The sequence below is a fragment of the Hyunsoonleella rubra genome (genome assembly GCF_042684665.1).
GTDB classification, from domain to species: Bacteria; Bacteroidota; Bacteroidia; order Flavobacteriales; family Flavobacteriaceae; genus Jejuia; species Jejuia rubra.
In genome coordinates this window covers 305,559-322,909 of record NZ_JBHULY010000034.1, presented here as the reverse complement: position 1 = coordinate 322,909, position 17,351 = coordinate 305,559, and the positions used below count along the sequence as shown (strand labels likewise).

At 38.6% G+C, this 17,351-nt stretch carries 14 protein-coding genes; 6 read left to right on the top strand and 8 right to left on the bottom strand.

Features of this window, described 5'->3' with window-relative positions; all coding sequences use genetic code 11:
• Positions 1–200 precede the first annotated feature (200 nt).
• Complete coding sequence (guaB, locus tag ACFSR8_RS14650; RefSeq protein ID WP_380293337.1) at positions 201–1,673, bottom strand: IMP dehydrogenase; 1,473 nt, start codon at positions 1,671–1,673, stop codon at positions 201–203.
• A gap of 126 nt (positions 1,674–1,799) precedes the next feature.
• The gene (locus tag ACFSR8_RS14645; RefSeq protein WP_380293335.1) at positions 1,800–2,546 is read right to left on the bottom strand and encodes an Insecticidal toxin complex protein; all 747 of its coding nucleotides are present in this window, start codon (positions 2,544–2,546) and stop codon (positions 1,800–1,802) included.
• A gap of 194 nt (positions 2,547–2,740) precedes the next feature.
• Here ACFSR8_RS14645 and ACFSR8_RS14640 point away from each other — a divergent pair, with 194 nt between their 5' ends.
• The gene (locus tag ACFSR8_RS14640; protein ID WP_380293333.1) at positions 2,741–4,960 is read left to right on the top strand and encodes a TonB-dependent receptor family protein; all 2,220 of its coding nucleotides are present in this window, start codon (positions 2,741–2,743) and stop codon (positions 4,958–4,960) included.
• Between the two features lie 54 nt (positions 4,961–5,014).
• Here the strand turns inward: ACFSR8_RS14640 and ACFSR8_RS14635 are convergent, their stop codons facing one another.
• Positions 5,015–5,878, bottom strand: a complete 864-nt coding sequence (locus ACFSR8_RS14635) for a hydroxymethylglutaryl-CoA lyase (RefSeq protein WP_380293331.1) — start codon at positions 5,876–5,878, stop codon at positions 5,015–5,017.
• A 109-nt stretch (positions 5,879–5,987) separates the two neighbouring features.
• On the opposite strand from ACFSR8_RS14635, the gene ACFSR8_RS14630 reads away from it, so the two are divergent.
• Together ACFSR8_RS14630 and ACFSR8_RS14625 are read left to right on the top strand one after the other, a co-directional pair.
• Complete coding sequence (locus ACFSR8_RS14630; RefSeq protein ID WP_380293329.1) at positions 5,988–6,905, top strand: T9SS type A sorting domain-containing protein; 918 nt, start codon at positions 5,988–5,990, stop codon at positions 6,903–6,905.
• A 90-nt stretch (positions 6,906–6,995) separates the two neighbouring features.
• Positions 6,996–8,966, top strand: a complete 1,971-nt coding sequence (locus ACFSR8_RS14625; RefSeq protein ID WP_380293327.1) for a T9SS type A sorting domain-containing protein — start codon at positions 6,996–6,998, stop codon at positions 8,964–8,966.
• Between the two features lies 1 nt (position 8,967).
• On the opposite strand, the gene ACFSR8_RS14620 is transcribed toward ACFSR8_RS14625, so the two are convergent.
• On the bottom strand, positions 8,968–10,005 hold the full coding sequence (locus tag ACFSR8_RS14620; protein WP_380293325.1) for a quinone-dependent dihydroorotate dehydrogenase: 1,038 nt from the start codon (positions 10,003–10,005) through the stop codon (positions 8,968–8,970).
• Positions 10,006–10,157: 152 nt separating this feature from the next.
• On the opposite strand from ACFSR8_RS14620, the gene pepT reads away from it, so the two are divergent.
• Positions 10,158–11,396 (top strand): peptidase T, encoded by a 1,239-nt coding sequence (gene pepT, locus ACFSR8_RS14615; protein ID WP_380293323.1) that lies wholly within the window; start codon positions 10,158–10,160, stop codon positions 11,394–11,396.
• 62 nt (positions 11,397–11,458) lie between these two features.
• Here pepT and ACFSR8_RS14610 read toward each other — a convergent pair whose 3' ends face one another.
• Positions 11,459–12,058, bottom strand: coding sequence for a hypothetical protein (locus ACFSR8_RS14610; RefSeq protein ID WP_380293321.1), 600 nt, complete (start codon positions 12,056–12,058; stop codon positions 11,459–11,461).
• Positions 12,059–12,322: 264 nt separating this feature from the next.
• Here ACFSR8_RS14610 and ACFSR8_RS14605 point away from each other — a divergent pair, with 264 nt between their 5' ends.
• The gene (locus ACFSR8_RS14605) at positions 12,323–12,922 is read left to right on the top strand and encodes a YdeI/OmpD-associated family protein (RefSeq protein WP_380293319.1); all 600 of its coding nucleotides are present in this window, start codon (positions 12,323–12,325) and stop codon (positions 12,920–12,922) included.
• A gap of 207 nt (positions 12,923–13,129) precedes the next feature.
• Here ACFSR8_RS14605 and yajC read toward each other — a convergent pair whose 3' ends face one another.
• The 3 genes from yajC to nusB all read right to left on the bottom strand — a co-directional run bounded on the left by yajC (position 13,130) and on the right by nusB (position 14,943).
• Complete coding sequence (gene yajC, locus ACFSR8_RS14600) at positions 13,130–13,417, bottom strand: preprotein translocase subunit YajC (protein ID WP_380293317.1); 288 nt, start codon at positions 13,415–13,417, stop codon at positions 13,130–13,132.
• Between the two features lie 10 nt (positions 13,418–13,427).
• Entirely contained in the window at positions 13,428–13,904 is a 477-nt protein-coding gene (locus tag ACFSR8_RS14595; RefSeq protein WP_380293315.1) for a DUF1573 domain-containing protein, read from the bottom strand.
• 91 nt (positions 13,905–13,995) lie between these two features.
• Positions 13,996–14,943 (bottom strand): transcription antitermination factor NusB, encoded by a 948-nt coding sequence (gene nusB, locus ACFSR8_RS14590; RefSeq protein ID WP_380293313.1) that lies wholly within the window; start codon positions 14,941–14,943, stop codon positions 13,996–13,998.
• A 203-nt stretch (positions 14,944–15,146) separates the two neighbouring features.
• Here nusB and ACFSR8_RS14585 point away from each other — a divergent pair, with 203 nt between their 5' ends.
• Positions 15,147–16,904, top strand: a complete 1,758-nt coding sequence (locus tag ACFSR8_RS14585) for an ABC transporter ATP-binding protein (protein WP_380293311.1) — start codon at positions 15,147–15,149, stop codon at positions 16,902–16,904.
• The last annotated feature ends 447 nt before the right edge of the window (positions 16,905–17,351 follow it).

The following is a 17,351-nucleotide window of genomic DNA, read 5'->3' as shown; positions in this document are numbered from 1 at the left end:
TTGCCTTGCATATATAAATATACGAAATTTCTGTATATTTAGCAAAGAATTGTGCAACAGGCACATTGCATAAAAATAATTGCGATTTAGTACTTAATCAAAGATCGTTGCGCTTTTGTTACGTCTGATTTTCCTTCGGAAAATCCTCGCATACAAACCCTCAACTATTATTATACGGAGACGGTAACGAACCCTTAAATTTACCTAGAATAATTAGGAGACTCCTTAGTAATCGTAACATCATGCGGGTGGCTTTCGTTGATACCACTTGCGGTAATCTTTACAAATTGCCCGTTTTCCTTTAGGGTAGCGATGTCCTTTGCACCACAATAGCCCATACCGGCACGTAATCCGCCAATAAACTGATGGATGCTTTCGTATAAATCGCCTTTATATGGCACACGCCCAACGATACCTTCTGGTACTAATTTTTTGATATCATCCTCCACGTCCTGAAAATAGCGGTCCTTGCTCCCTTCTTTCATGGCCTCTACTGACCCCATCCCTCGGTAGGATTTAAACTTTCTACCTTCGTAAATAATGGTTTCTCCCGGGGATTCTTTTGTTCCTGCCAATAGCGAACCTAACATCACTGTATCCGCCCCTGCTGCAATGGCTTTCGGAATATCCCCCGTGTAGCGGATACCCCCATCTGCAATTACTGGAACACCAGTGCCTTTTATCGCTGCCGCAACTTCCAATACCGCAGAAAATTGTGGAAAACCTACACCAGCCACTACACGAGTAGTACAAATTGACCCTGGCCCAATACCTACTTTAACAGCATCTGCACCGGCTTCTACTAAATATCTTGCTGCGTCACCTGTAGCAATGTTCCCGACGATAACTTCCAATTCAGGGAATTTTGATTTTATTTCTTTTAAAACACTAACCACACCTTTGGTGTGCCCGTGCGCAGTATCAATCACTACGGCGTCAACACCTGCATTTACCAAGGCCTCTGCCCTTTCCACTGCATCCGCCGTTACACCAAGTGCGGCCGCAACTCTTAAGCGCCCATATTTATCTTTATTGGCGTTGGGTTTTTGGCTCAACTTAGTAATATCCCTGAATGTGATTAATCCCGATAACTTATAGTTATCATCAACGATTAACAGCTTTTCAATTTTATGTTCCTGAAGGATGATTTCGGCATCTTTTAAAGAGGTGCCAACGGGAGCCGTTACCAAGTTTTCACCTGTCATTACCTGCGTTATTGGCTTTTTCTTTTCATGCTCAAAGCGCAAATCCCTGTTGGTCACAATCCCTTTTAAAGTACCATCCTCGGCTACAATTGGAATACCTCCAATACTGTGCTCGGCCATGGCTCTTTTGGCATCTTTTACTGTAGCATCCAATGGCAAGGTAACTGGGTCAATAATCATCCCGCTTTCGGCACGCTTCACCCTTCTTACCTTTAGGGCTTGCGCCTCAATGGTCATATTTTTATGCAACACCCCTATACCGCCTTCCTGGGCCATAGCAATTGCCATTTTACTCTCGGTAACCGTATCCATAGCTGCCGAAATAATAGGCACATTTATGGTAATGTTTCGTGTAAATTTAGATTGAATATTTACTTCGCGAGGTAATACTTCTGAAAAGGCTGGAACTAAAAGAACGTCATCATAGGTAAGACCTTCTCCGAGAATTTTATTTTGATGTGCAGTCATTGCAATTAATTTAGATTCCCATCTGCATGGGAATGACAGTTAATAGGTCAAAATTGCCAAAAACAATTTTGATGATGTATTCAATTAATTGCGTGCAAATATAACTAAATTCTGAGACATAGTACGTTAAATTTTATAACGTGCTACGCAATAGGGCCGCAAAGTTTCAACTGCGTAATTATAACGGGATTGCGCTTTGGATAAATCCCCCTGAAACCTTATAGGTTTTGGCACTAAAAGGCCGTAGAGACCTTTTCCTTTTGCGATACGACTTAAGGTTTTTAAGCTTTTGCTATCCATATTTTTATAGATACCCTCTATCCAAACGAACTGTTCCTTTTTAAGAATTTCCTTGTCCTTTTGCAAAGCATCTTCAACTTTATAGATTCTATCCGAAATAAACAGCTTATGAAATTCCCCAAAGGCCTCCATGAATACCGCCTCACTACCCTGCCGTGCGTGGTCTTTGATCTTTTTCCGTACAAAAATCGCAAAGGGGAATACTTCCATTAAATGCATTTTTTTCGAAATAAAATGAGCCATGCTAATCCACGCTAAATCGTGCCCTTTTTTATCAAGCTCCAGATACAACCATTGGTAAAAATCCCGGCGTTGGGCCATGGTTTGATATTCGTTGGAAAGGTTGTGTGCTAAATTGTGACGGTTGGCGTTTTGCCATTTCGCCGTATTTCGAACGCGATCTTTTCTGAGCCAATCGGAAGTGGATAACTCAGTCTTTCCTGTGGTGTTTTGGTAAACAGTTAAAGAATTCCACTCTTTGGCAAAAACAGAAGAATGAACACAAATGATAAAGAAGAGTAATTTCAACCTCATAGCTGTGTAAAAATACTCCAAAATACTAAATAGGGTCATTTCCTGTATGCTTAAGGCTGAATTAATTTAAATAAAAACTACGAACTACATTATGTTGGTTCGGGTATAAAAAACTAGATATCAAATCATTAAAAATTTTATTTTTATTTATTCTAAATAAACTTTGTGTAAGTAAAATTCATTGCTATTTTTGCAACGAAAAACAAATCTTATTTTTAATAAGTCTAAATAAAATGAAGACCAGAATCCTACTAGCCCTCCTACTTTTATCAGGTGTAATTTTTTCACAAAACGATCAGAAACCTAATGATTCTATTCAAAAACTAGATCAAGTTTTAATAAGCACCAAAGTTATTTTTGGTAGCAAATACGAAGCAAAAAACAGAACCGGTTCTTCTTACTACATAGCCCCTGAAGAATTGGCAAAATTCAATTATACAGATATTAATCGCGTGTTACGCTCAGTACCGGGTATAAATATTTATGAAGAAGATGGTTTTGGTTTGCGCCCTAATATAAGTTTAAGGGGTACATCTCCAGAACGTAGTGCGAAAATATCTGTTATGGAGGATGGTATTTTAATTGCACCGGCACCATATAGTGCTCCTGCTGCGTATTACTTTCCATCTGTAGCGAGGATGTCTGCTGTTGAAATTTTGAAAGGTAGCAGCCAAATTCAATACGGACCATTCACTACTGGTGGTGCCATTAACCTTGTAAGCACCCAAATCCCGGATAGTTTTAGAGGTGAAATTAGAGCAAGCTATGGCAGTTTCAATACAGGACAAATACATGCCAAAGTTGGAGACAGCAAAACCAATATTGGTTATACTTTAGAATTTTTAAACTTTAATTCTGACGGATTTAAGAATTTACCCGATGGTAGTAATACCGGGTTTGACAAAAACGATGTTGTTGCAAAGGTGAGATTCAATTCCAGCCCCGAGGCCAGGGTTAAACAGGCCTTGAATTTAAAATTTCAATATTCTGATGAGGTGTCCAATGAAACCTATCTTGGATTATCCCAAAGCGACTTTGCTGTAAGTCCTTTTAGCCGTTATTCCGGATCTCAAGATGACAAAATGACAAATGACCATATTCAATTTACAGCAAGCCACCAACTAGAATTTTCACATCAATTTAGAATCACAACAGATGCATACTACAATGGTTTTTCCAGAAACTGGTACAAATTAAATGATGTGGTTTTTAATGACGATAAAGTTGGAATATCTTCGGTTGTCGCCAATCCCGAAACATATCCTGATCATTTTAATATTGTAACGGGTGCTGTCAATTCCAGTGCTGATGCCTTAATATTAAAAGCCAATAACAGAAAGTATGTTGCCAAGGGAGTTCAAACCAAATTTGATTACCACTGGAACGGCGCAAATGCATTTCATGATTTAGAAATTGGTTTAAGATACCACTATGATGAAGAAGACCGTTTTCAATGGAAAGACGGCTACGATATCATTGATGGTCAAATGAACCTAACCTCCAACGGTGCACCCGGGAGCGATGCCAACGGAATCAGCAGTGCTAAAGCCTTTGCGGGATCAATCCTTTATAAATTAAAGTACGATAGGCTAAGCTTAACTCCCGGCATTCGTTACGAAAACATTGTACTACTACGGGAAGATTATGGTAAAAATGATTCTTCAAGAACGGGAACGGACTTAAGCACACGAGAAAACAAAGTTGATATATTTATCCCGGGGATTGGATTTAACTATAAATTTAATGCCTCCACATCTATCTATGGCGGTGTGCACAAGGGGTTTTCGCCTCCCGGAAATTCACCTGATCAAGAATCAGAAGAGAGTATTAACTATGAAGTTGGTTCGCGTTTTAACTTCAAGGGCATTCGTGGTGATGTTGTTGCTTTCTATAATGACTACAGCAACCTATTGGGTAGTGACTTGGCAGCCTCAGGAGGTACCGGGTCCTTGGATCAATTTAACGCTGGTGAAGTAGCCGTAAAGGGTATCGAGCTTCTATTAAATTATAATTTGCTTGAACAAAACACGTACTTCAGTTTGCCACTTACATTTGGTTATACGTTTACGGATACCGAATTCCTTAATAGCTTTGGAAGTGATGACGACTTGTGGGGAGAAGTTAGTGAAGGAGATGAGTTGCCTTATATTGCAAAGCATCAATTTAATGCATCAATTTCTTTGGAGCACAAATCATTTGAATTGAATGTAAACGGTCGATATAATGGTGCTTTTAGAACCACAGCTGGCACTGAAAGCGTTACGGATGCAAATGGTGTAACTTCTAACTTTATATTGGATGTTTCAGGAAAATACCATTTTAACAAGAACCTCAGTGCAACAGGTAATGTTATAAATCTATTGGATGAGACCTATGCTGTGTCAAGAGTTCCAGCAGGGTTACGACCAGGTCATCCCTTTGGGGCATACGCCGGTTTAGAATTTAGGTTTTAATAGTTATTGAATATCATTTTTTGACAATAAAGGCACTGATTTTTCAGTGCCTTTTTAATGATAATAATTAAAAATCTTTGAAGCCTCGTTATAGGCACTTTCAAAACTGAGGGCGTTCAAATTGTTTTTTTGGAGTGCAGTAAAATAAGATAGTAATTTTTCGGTGGGCATATTTCCCGTTAATTCATCCTTGGCCATTGGGCATCCTCCAAAACCTTGAACAGCCCCATCGAATCTATGACAACCCGCTTTATGGGCCGCATCCACTTTTTCAAACCAGGTGGACGGCGTGGTATGCAGATGGGCTCCAAATTCAATTTTAGGATACATAGGGATTAAATTTGAAAACAAATAGGAAATACTTTCCGGGTTTGAAGAGCCAACGGTATCGCTGAGTGATAATATTTTTACGCCCATGCCGGCCAGTTTCTCGGTCCACTCCCCTACTATTTCAACATTCCAAGGATCACCGTAAGGATTTCCAAAACCCATTGAAATATAAACTACCACTTCTTTTTTGGAACCATCGGCTATTTCTAATATTTCCGAAAGAATGTCCACAGATTGGGTTATGGTTTTGTGGGTATTCCGCATTTGAAAATTTTCTGAAATGGAAAATGGGTACCCCAAATAATCTATTTCAGGATGCTTGGAGGCATCATTCGCCCCTCTCACATTCGCAATAATAGCCAAAAGCTTACTTGTGGTTTTACTCAAATCCAATTGGGCCAAAACTTCGGCCGTATCCATCATTTGGGGAATGGCCTTTGGAGATACGAAACTCCCAAAATCAATAGTATCGAAACCAACTCGCAATAATGATTGAATGTACTGCACCTTCTTTTCCGTGGGAATAAATTGCTTTATCCCCTGCATGGCATCCCGCGGACATTCAATAATTTTAATCGGTTTTGACATCTTTTAAAATAAAGGTGGATAAAAATACTATTATTTTTTTAGGCCTGTAAGGTTTTATTTAGTGTGACGACCTTTTAATTACAAAACAATCTTCTCAAAAGACCATACCATGAAAAAAATTACTTTTCTTCTATCTTTTTTAATCTGTGCTTTTTCTTTTGGCCAAAGTGTGGCTACCTATAATATCACATTTACCAACTTTTGGAACTCTACTGATCACAGCATCGGAACTACTTTTCCAGGAAGCAATGCGCATTGGTCAGATTTAGTTGGGGTTAACCATAATAATAATGTGTCATTTCTTCAAATGGGGGCTATGGCTACAACTGGAGTTGAAAACATTGCAGAATTGGGGAATTTTACCGTGTTCCAGACTGTTGAAGTTCAAAATGCCATTGATGCCAATAATGCCGAGAGGTTTTTCAACGCCGGAGATTTGTTTCTGAATGAACCCACAAATACTATTATATATACAGGTCTCGAAGTTAGTGAAGATTACCCATTGCTAACCATGCTTTCTATGATTGCGCCAAGCCCAGACTGGTTCATTGCGATAAATGGTTTAAACTTAAGAAACGGAGGCACTTGGGAAACATCTATTACAATGGATCTTTTTCCTTATGACGCTGGTACTGAAGACGGTACTGATTATTCATTGTCTAATAATGACACCAACGACAATATTACCAGTGCCCAAGGTGTGGCTCCATTTAATTCTGCGAAAGTTGCTACCATCGAAATTGAACTGCAATCTGTTTTAAGCAATGATGGAGTTTCTGAATTGGATGGCATCAGTATTTTTCCTAACCCAGTGAGCGACAACCTTAGGCTTAGAAATCTGCAAAATACAAACCTGAAACATGTTGAAATTTACTCCGTTTTAGGGAAATTGAGTAGATCCATTCCAATTGAAAATAATGTCAACAATTTGGACATTGACGTATCCGATTTAGCATCAGGAATTTATCTATTAAAACTTCAAAACGAACTTGGTTTCAGCAAAACCCAAAAATTAATTATAAGATAACATCACTTTATCGGTAAAAAAATACGATTGACGTTTTTTTTTGTTAATCGATAAAGCATCGGGGTACATTTGGGTCAAACTTACGCCCCAATGAAGTTTAACCTTAAATTGAGTATCCTGATGGTATTGATGACGTTTTTGTCATCTATAACACTGTCTTATGCTCAACATTTGGACGGTTCTTCTTGCGGAACGGATACTTCGTCAGAGTACATTTCAATTTTAAATTCTTATGAGGCGCAGATTAATTCATTTGAAAATGAGTTCGCCTCGCTTAAGACTCAAGCTAAGCACAGCAAAGGTTTTGGAGTACCATTAAATTCTGTTCCTGTAAAAGCACATATTATTAGGCCATCGGATGGAAACGGCGGATTAAGCCTTTCGAGTTTGAATGAGGCTATTAATGATTTGAATGTACTTTATGCGGAAGCCTTTTTAGAATTTTTCCTTTGTGATGGCATCAATTACATCAATGACGATGCGTTTTACTACAACTACGAAAAGGATAACGAAGATACACTGACGGAAGAGCACTTTACCCCCGGAGTCATAAACATTTATTTTACCAATTCCGTTGAAATTACACCAGGGAATAGTTTATGTGGCTATTCCAATACTTATGGCGACATCGATGTGATCGTGATGAACAATATCTGTGCGAATAACGGTTCATCCCTAGCACATGAAATGGGGCATTTCTTTTCTTTAATGCATACCCATGGTCCTGACAATAAAGTATTAACTACCGAACTTGTAAACGGCAGTAATTGCGACACCGATGGCGATATGATTTGCGACACTCCTGCAGACCCTAAATTGAGCATTCACAATGTAGATTCAAGTTGTGAATATACGGGAGACATTGTAGACGCGAACGGCGACAAATTTACTCCGGATACCGGAAACATCATGTCTTATTCACGCTCTTCATGCAAAACGCATTTTTCACCTCAACAGTTGGCAAGGATGTATGCATTTTACAAAGCGGCAAGAACCTATTTGGCCTGCCCAACCGAAAACGTAAATATCACTGCAGATGTTTTTAGCACCTGCGAAGACGAGCTTACCGTAAACTTTACAGATTTAAGTGAAGGTGCAATATCTTGGGAATGGGACATAAACAGTGATGGTGTGGTGGATTATACAGACCAAAATCCAAGCCATACCTTTACCGCTGGTAATTATGATGTAACGCTAACCATTTCAACGGTTCCTCCTTTCGGGAAGTCGGATTCCAAAAGTTCAAAAACATTGAGTAAGACGTTCCATCAATTCATACAGGTGGGCGCGCAAGAGGATTTCTCCATCAATGAAGATTTTGATGAATTTGAATTGCCTAGTGAACAAGGCTGGACAGCTAATAACACTTCGGGCAAAGGCTACAACTGGCTTATCAGTCGTGGCGTTTCCCATTCTAAAGGTACTGGCCCCAAAAACTCTAAACAAGTTGATGGCAGTTTGAACACATATATTTACGCTGAGGCTTCAGGAGCTGAACCTGGCGCTGTGGCTACATATATTTCACCTTGCTTTAACGTGGAATACGCCAATAGCGAAATCGCTTTTGACTATCACATGTTTGGCAATCATGTTGGGGAATTGCATGTAGACCTATTTACCGAGGACGGTTATATTAATGATGTGATTCCAGCTCTAAACGGTAGCCAACAAGGAAGTTCCGATGAAGCCTTTAAAACAGGGATTGTCAATTTGGCCTCTTACACCAATCGGACCATAAAAATTCGTTTTAGAGCTGTAAGAGGCTCTGGTTGGGATGGTGATATAGCCCTCGATAATATTTCATTGAGAACGATTTATGTACCAATTTCTGATGAATTGTACACCGTGTACCCCGTTCCAGCACGGGATAATATTCTTTACATTAAAAACCACGACCCTGAAAACGTTTCTACCTACAGAATTTCCAATTTGATGGGGCAAGAGTTTTTAAGAGGTACTGTATCCGAGCGACCTATTAATGTAAGTACACTTTCCAGTGGCACCTATTTGTTGTCTATTTCCGATGGGAAAACTCAGATTTTGAAGAAAATTGTGAAGTAGATTATTTTTTTCTCACCAAAAGTGCTTTGTTGATGCGTTTAATCAAACTCGGCCCTTCATAGATAAAACCAGTATAGATTTGAACTAAATCTGCCCCGGCATCAATTTTTTCAATCGCGTCTTCTGCTGAATGAATACCGCCCACTCCAATAATCGGAAAGGCTTTATTGCTCTTTTCAGAAAGATATTTTATCACCCGTGTACTTTTGGCCTTAATGGGTTGTCCGCTAAGCCCTCCGTTTCCGATGGCTTCAAGTTGAGCTTCAGAAGCCATTAATCCTGTTCTATCCGTAGAGGTATTGCTGGCTATAACACCGTCGAGATTGGTGTCTTTTACAAGCTCCACGATTTCATCCAATTGCCCATTGTTCAAATCTGGCGCTATTTTTAAAAGAATTGGTTTTTGTGAATCAAAGGTTTTGTTGGCTTTTTGAACTGCACTAATCAATTCCTCTAAATAATCCTTATCGTTCAATTTGGCGTGGCTCCCAACATTGGGGCAACTCACGTTAAGTACAAAATAGTCCACATATGGGTGCAGGGCGTTAAAGCATTCTAGATAGTCACTCGTATAATTCTCCGGCTTAGTGGCCGTGTTTTTACCGATGTTCCCACCAATAATCAGTTTGCCTTTATTGGTTTTAAGTTGAGAGATGGCTGCTTCAAGCCCCTCATTATTAAAACCCATTCTATTGATGATACCCTTATCATCTTTCAGTCGGAATAATCGCTTTTTAGGGTTACCTGGCTGACCTTTGGGGGTTACCGTACCTATTTCGATAAAACCAAAACCAAAATTGGCCAGTTGATTATATAATACAGCATTCTTATCGAAACCGGCCGCAAGCCCTACTGGGTTTTTAAATTTCAAACCGAATACTTCACGTTCCAAACGTTTATCATCAATCAAGTACAGACTTCTGAACAACCCAGGAAATCCCGGAATCTTTGAAGTAAATTTTACAAGTGAAAATGTGAAATGATGAATTTTTTCGGGGTCGAACGCAAAAAATATTGGGCGGAGAAGCGCTTTGTACATCAAGTTTATTTTGGACCTAAAGTTCATGCAAAAATAAGTTGAAATCCTGTAAATAAAAAATCGACGACGGAACATCATTTTCACAGCAATTTTCATACATTGTATCAGCTTAAAAGCCACAATTTCACCTCGAAAAACTTCAAAAGATTACAATGATTTCCAAAGAACACATTATAAAACGATTTATCAGTTACGTCACTATTGACACAGAATCTGACCCTACATCCGAAACTACACCGAGTACCCAAAAGCAATGGGATTTGGCCAATAAATTGGTGGAGGAATTAAAAGCGATTGGCATGAGCAATGTTACTATTGATGAGAATGCCTATGTTATGGCCACTTTACCAAGTAATGTTGAGCATGAGGTACCAACCATTGGTTTTATCTCACATTTTGATACCTCCCCAGATTTTACAGGAGCCAATGTAAACCCTCAGATTTTTGAAAACTACCACGGTGGTGAAATTCTTTTGAATAAAGAAGAAAATATCGTGCTGTCACCTGACTATTTCGAGGATTTGAAACTCTATATCGGTCAAACTTTGATTACCACGGATGGCACTACCCTTTTGGGTGCTGACGACAAAGCAGGTATATGTGAAATCGTTTCCGCCATGGAATATTTAATCCAGCACCCTGAAATTAAACATGGCAAAATTCGCATAGGTTTTACACCCGATGAGGAAATTGGACGTGGTGCCCATAAATTTGACGTGGAAAAATTTGGCGCCGATTGGGCCTACACGATGGACGGCAGTCAAATTGGCGAATTGGAATACGAAAACTTCAACGCCGCCAGTGCCGTGGTAAAAGTGAAAGGAAAAATTGTGCACCCCGGTTATGCCAAAGGTAAAATGATCAATTCTATGTATATCGCAACGGAATTTATCAATTCCCTGCCGCGAATGGAAACTCCCGAACACACTGAGGGCTACCAAGGCTTTTTTCACTTACATGACATTAATGGGGATGTGGAGGAAACCACCTTGCAATATATTATCCGCGACCACGATAAAGGCCATTTTGAAGCCCGAAAAGAGGTGATGCAAAAGCTGACCAACGAACTCAATTCCCAATACGGGCGAGAAGTAATCATCACCGAAATCAAAGACCAATATTTCAATATGCGAGAAAAGATTGAACCTGTAATGCATATTGTGGACATCGCCGAAAAAGCTATGAAACAAGTGGGGGTGGAACCCTTAATCAAAGCTATACGAGGCGGTACAGATGGCTCGCAATTGAGTTACATGGGCCTGCCCTGCCCTAATATTTTTGCAGGAGGGCATAACTTTCATGGGCGTTACGAATACGTTCCCGTGGAAAGCATGATAAAAGCTACCGAGGTGATTTGTAAGATTGTGGAGTTGACAGCAGGAAGAAACTAAAAGACCAAAATATGATCTTTGCGCTTTATTAAATTATGGAATTCACTTCGAAACTCTCTATTTTACTTGGCCTTTTTTTTCAATAACCACGACATACTCGTAGCTAATGAACTATAGGCGGCTCCAATCCTCAGTTCCCTCTTATAAGGAGCCGTTTTAGCCCTTATCCGTAGTGGTGATTGTGATTCCCAAATAATGTTTTCCGGATTAGCCATTTCATATAATTTAAGGACGACATCTATCTTGGCTGGCTGTGTAAAACCGACATTATATCCCGGGTAAACCCATAAGGTTTGAACATGCAAATTGTATTTAGCTTTAGAATTGTTAATCGAAACATTAATTTTTCTTTTTTCGGGCAATTTAATATTTAAGTGTTCAATAAATAATGGCGCATATACTGTATCTCTATCTGCAAACCAAGAACCTTCAAATCTTTCTCCCGAGCCGGGGTTATGCTCTTCTCTAATTCGGACCTTATCTTTTATAAAATCAGACTCTGATTCATAACCGTGCACTTGCATATTATCATAACCAAAAGAAACCGACAGTTCTTTTTCCCCAGCTAAAACAGAAATATCTCCAGAGCTAGTTTTTATGGTTTGAGCAATAGCAGGAATTATAAAAACAATATTCAAAATGATACAAAGTGCCTTTCTCATTTATTATATCAGGTTTAAGTTATGTAAACATAATAATTATTCGATTGATGAACACCTGAAAGTTAGCTAATTTTTGGTGTACGGCTCTTAAATGCCTATGTTTCTAAACTAAATAAATTCCCATTAGGAGTCCAGACAATTAGTTTCTTTCCTAAAACCTTAATTAAGAATGACTTAATCAGAATAGTATTTTGATTTTTATTTGTTAAATTAAGTGCTGAAACGAGCTGCAAATCATAATTAATACATTAACAAAACTCATAATTGAAAAAAATCCACTCCGTAGAAGAATATCTTGAAGAAAACCCGCAATTTAGTGAGGCCTTGACTTTGTTGCGAGATATAATGCTATCCACTGAATTGGAAGAAGCCATCAAATGGAGCTTTCCAGTGTACACCCTCAACAACAAAAACGTGGTGAGTCTTGGAGCCTTTAAAAACCATTTTGGGATATGGTTTTTTAATGGGGTATTTTTAAAGGACGAGCAAGATCTTCTGACTAATGCTCAGGATGGTAAAACCAAGGCCATGCGCCAAATGCGTTTTGAGTCCATTGCCGATATTGATAAAAATGTTGTCCTAGCTTATGTAAAAGAGGCCATTGAAAATCAAAAGCTGGGAAAGGAAGTAAAACCGGATAGGCGCAAAAAGTCCGTTGTTATTCCTGAAGAATTGCAACAAGCTTTTAAAGAAAACACAGAATTAAAATCTAGTTTTGAAAATCTTTCCAACTACAAACAAAGAGAATATTTCGAACATATCAGTTCTGCCAAACGGGAGGCCACAAAACAATCCCGCTTGGAAAAAATTATTCCAATGATTATCCAGGGCGTTGGGTTGCATGATAAATACAAGAATTGCTAGTCTTACACCCCTAAAGTCCCCTCTAGGGGACACTTGTTTCCGCCCATAAAAAATCCCATGGACTTTTTGGTTGTCCCCTAGAGGGGACCACAGGGGTGTTTTAAAATTAGTACTCGCTTTTTTTCCTTAGCAGAGAAGACCTCTTCACATCTTTAAGAAAAAAAGGCTCCCTAAAGGAAGCCTTCATTTCATCTAAAAAGATGTGTACTATTTTGCTGGTGCATTAAGCTTGTTGCTCATTTCCATGGAAATGGCAGAGCGATCAAATTTCAATTTTCCAGCCATGGTTTCAATCACACAACTGTTATCCTTGTCGTTTAACTCTGCAATCTTGCCGTGTAATCCGCTCTTGGTAATCACTCTATCGCCTTTTTTTAATTCAGCGGCAAATTTCTTTTCCTTTTTTGCGCGCTTCATTTGAGGTGCAATCATAAAGAAATAAATCACCACAAACATCAATACAAATGGCAATAAACTGCCGAATCCTTCTCCCATAATTCTTTATTTAGCTTTTTGCCGCAGGCTGTGCTTTATTTGGGTCTGGCTTTACAAACGCCGTGATTTTTACGGTTTCAGTCCCTTTTTCAGTGTTGGCGGTCACCGTTATGGTTTTTGATACTTTGTTGGTACCGCTACCATTAAACTTTACTGTAAATTGACCTTCACCTCCTGGAGACAATGGCTCTCTGCTCCAATCTTGAGGCACAGTACATCCGCATGAACTTTTTATGTTAGTAATCACCAATGGTGCTTCACCTGTATTTTTGTATTTAAAAATTGTTTCAACAGGCGTTTTGGCTTCAATTTCACCAAAATCGTGCTCGGTTTTATCAAATTCCAACACTGGGAATTTTGAAGCTACCTCATCTCTAGCAGCCGCTTCGGCTACTTTGGTATCGTCAATTTTTTTACTGGCATCATCTTTACAGGATGTAAAGGCCACCATACATAAAGTACTAAGTCCTAAAATTATTTTTTTCATGATAGTAATGTTTTTAAGTGCTTTGGTGCGCAAAAATAACAATATTTTGATGGTTTGAAAACTTTTATGGCTTTCTTAACAGGAAACGATACTATAGCAGCCCACGCCCTACCTTGTTTAATTTCCCATCGGTTTTATACTCCTTCACCAACTTGTCCAAAATTCCGTTGATAAAGATGCTACTTTTTGGTGTTGAATATTCCTTGGCAATTTCCAAGTACTCGTTAATAGTCACCTTTACAGGAATGGACGGAAAATGTTGCAGTTCTGAAATGCCCATTTGAAGCAGTACATAATCCAAATTGGCAATACGGTCGGCATCCCAATTCTTGGTTTTTTGTTCGATTTCACCATTGATAGAGGCACTATTCAAAATCGTTTTTCTAAACAAATCAATAGCAAATTGTTTATCATCCGCATCTTTATACAATTCAGGAGTGAAATGTGTGTCAGGTGTGCTCGTCTTCAATTTTCTCAACATTTTTAAAATGGTGGTATTCACCGTCGGTAAGTCGTCCAGCCAAGTTAAATTCTTGTCCTCTATATACTCGTACAATTTCTCGTTAGGCGCAACAATGTCCTTAAACATATCGATAAAAAAATCTTTATCCTCTTTAAAGTCGGACACTCTGGTTTGCATATAATCGGCATATAATTCACTGCTAATAATCGCTTTGTAAATGATACCGACATACTCGCTGTCCAGTTCCCAATTTATCATTTTATTATTGTCAATGAGCCCCTTCAATTCCGCATTGGATTGCATCTTTTGAAAGACCTGATTGTTCACAAACTTTCTATTAGGATTTTTGTCTTCGGAAGTTGCCAGATGCTTTTTTCGCTTTTTCTGAAGGTCTGCCTCTGCCCTCTTTTGTAGCTCCAGAAGCAAGGAAATTAGCAACAAATAAAGATTATACATATTGTCGATACTAAACAGCAGGAATTTTTCATCCTTGCTTAAATCATCACTTTCGCTTCCATTAAAAGCGTAAATGGTCTGCATTACTTTTACGCGGATATGTCGTCGGTTTAGCATCATGACAAAGAACTTAAGTTAAAACGTAGGTTGTGTTTTATTGCTTTTTTACGCTGGCAAAAATAAAACTATTTTCCTAAAACCGATTCAAATTTCAGATTTTGTTGTAGTGAAATGTTTAGGGATTATTTAACAGTAAAGGGTACTTCATCAAAAGGCTTTATGATTTTATTGGCTTATCTTTGCCGAACATTTTTTGATTTCAGGTGAAAGAGCTCAGGCATTTAAATAAATACTTCCTCAAATACAAAACCCATTTGATAATAGGTGTGATTATCACCATTACCGCAAAGATTTTTTTGATGGTAAGTCCACGTTATGTCGGTCGTATTATTGAAATTATTGAAAACGAAGCCAACCTTACCGAAACGGCCATGAAAGCCGAATTGTTGGAGGCCATTCTTTATATTGTTGGTGCTGCCATTATTGCAGGGGTTTTCACATTTTTTATGAGGCAAACAATTATTAATGTGTCCCGATATATCGAATACGACCTCAAAAATGAAATTTATGAGCAGTATCAAAAACTCTCGCTTAACTTTTATAAAAAGAACCGCACTGGGGATTTGATGAATCGTATTAGTGAAGACGTTGGGCGGGTAAGGATGTACGCAGGCCCTGCCATTATGTACAGCATCAATACCTTGACTTTGTTTGTGATTGTGTTGGCATACATGTTCAACCAAGCGCCAACATTAACGCTTTATACTATCCTTCCGTTGCCCATTCTATCGGTGATTATCTACAAATTGAGCAAGGAAATCCACAAGCGCAGTACTGTTGTTCAGGAATATTTGTCTAAATTATCCACGTTTACACAGGAATCTTTCAGTGGAATTTCCGTTATAAAAGCCTACGGCATCGAGCCCAAAACGGCTGCCGATTTTGATGCCCTTTCTACCACCAGTAAAGAAAAACAGTTGCATTTGGTAAGTGTTCAAGCCCTATTTTTCCCTATGATGATTTTGCTTATTGGAGCCAGTAACCTTTTGGTAATTTATATTGGGGGCATGCAATACATCAACGGAAAAATTGATAGTCTGGGTACCATTGCCGAATTTATTATTTACGTGAATATGCTCACCTGGCCCGTGGCTACAGTGGGTTGGGTCACCTCTATTGTGCAACAGGCCGAGGCTTCCCAAAAGCGTATAAACGAATTTTTAAAAATAGAGCCTGAAATAAAAAATTTGGTAGACGGCCACACCGAAGTTACAGGTGATATTACATTCGATGATGTTTATTTCACCTATGACGACACCAATATCCAGGCATTAAAAGGTGTCTCTTTTGAAATCAAAGAAGGGGAAACTTTGGCTATTTTAGGTAAAACAGGTTCAGGAAAATCCACGATTTTAGATTTGATTGGAAGACTTTACGATGTAGACAAAGGCAGTATTGAAGTGAACGGCATTAGTATTGAACAGCACAATCTGAATGACCTGCGCGAAAATATCGGCTATGTACCACAGGATGCCTTTTTGTTTTCGGATTCAATTAAAAACAACATAAAATTCGGGAAAGAAGATGCAACGGATGAAGAAGTAATTACGGCCGCAAAAAATGCACAGGTTCATAAAAACATCGTAAAATTCAACAAAGGCTATGACACTGTTTTAGGTGAGCGCGGTATTACGCTTTCGGGTGGACAGAAGCAACGAGTTTCTATAGCAAGAGCCATTATTAAATCCCCAAAGATTCTTTTGTTTGATGATTGCCTTTCTGCCGTGGATACCGAAACTGAAGAGAAAATCCTGAAAAATCTATTCAAAATCTCTAAAAATAAAACGACCGTAATCGTTAGCCATCGTGTATCTTCTGCAAAAAATGCGGATAAAATCATTGTTTTGGACAATGGTGAAATCATCCAAAAGGGCAGCCACGAGGCCCTTGTCAATTCGGAAGGCTACTACAAGGATTTGTACCTAAAACAGTTGAGCGAAGCCGAAGAGCATAGAGGATAATCAGACTTGTTAGGTTTTAAAGGCTTGAATCTTCGATAGACGAATTTAGTTGAAACTATTAGTCCTTAACTCCTCTTTCTTTCAATTTTTTTTTAATGAAAATTGAAATTCATTCTCCTCTTTACAAAAGAGGAGAGCCATATATGCCGACATTCTAGGGATTTATCAAATTCAACCTAAATTTTGATAAACACGGGTTCCTCCCTTTTATAAAAGGGAGGACAATTTCGATGCAGTCGAAATAGGAGGGTTTTCAGTGTCATCAAAATCAGGAAGGTTTTTTTAACGTTTCCAAACAGTAATGTTATGAAAACCGGACAAATCTTGCTGTTAGGTTTTTTTTCATTTAATGCAACAAAAATCAAGATTCCAAAAAGAAACTTCAAAAAATGTTGGTTAGTTTCACTTTTTTTTAGATTTTTGATGTGCACAAGCACTATAAAATTA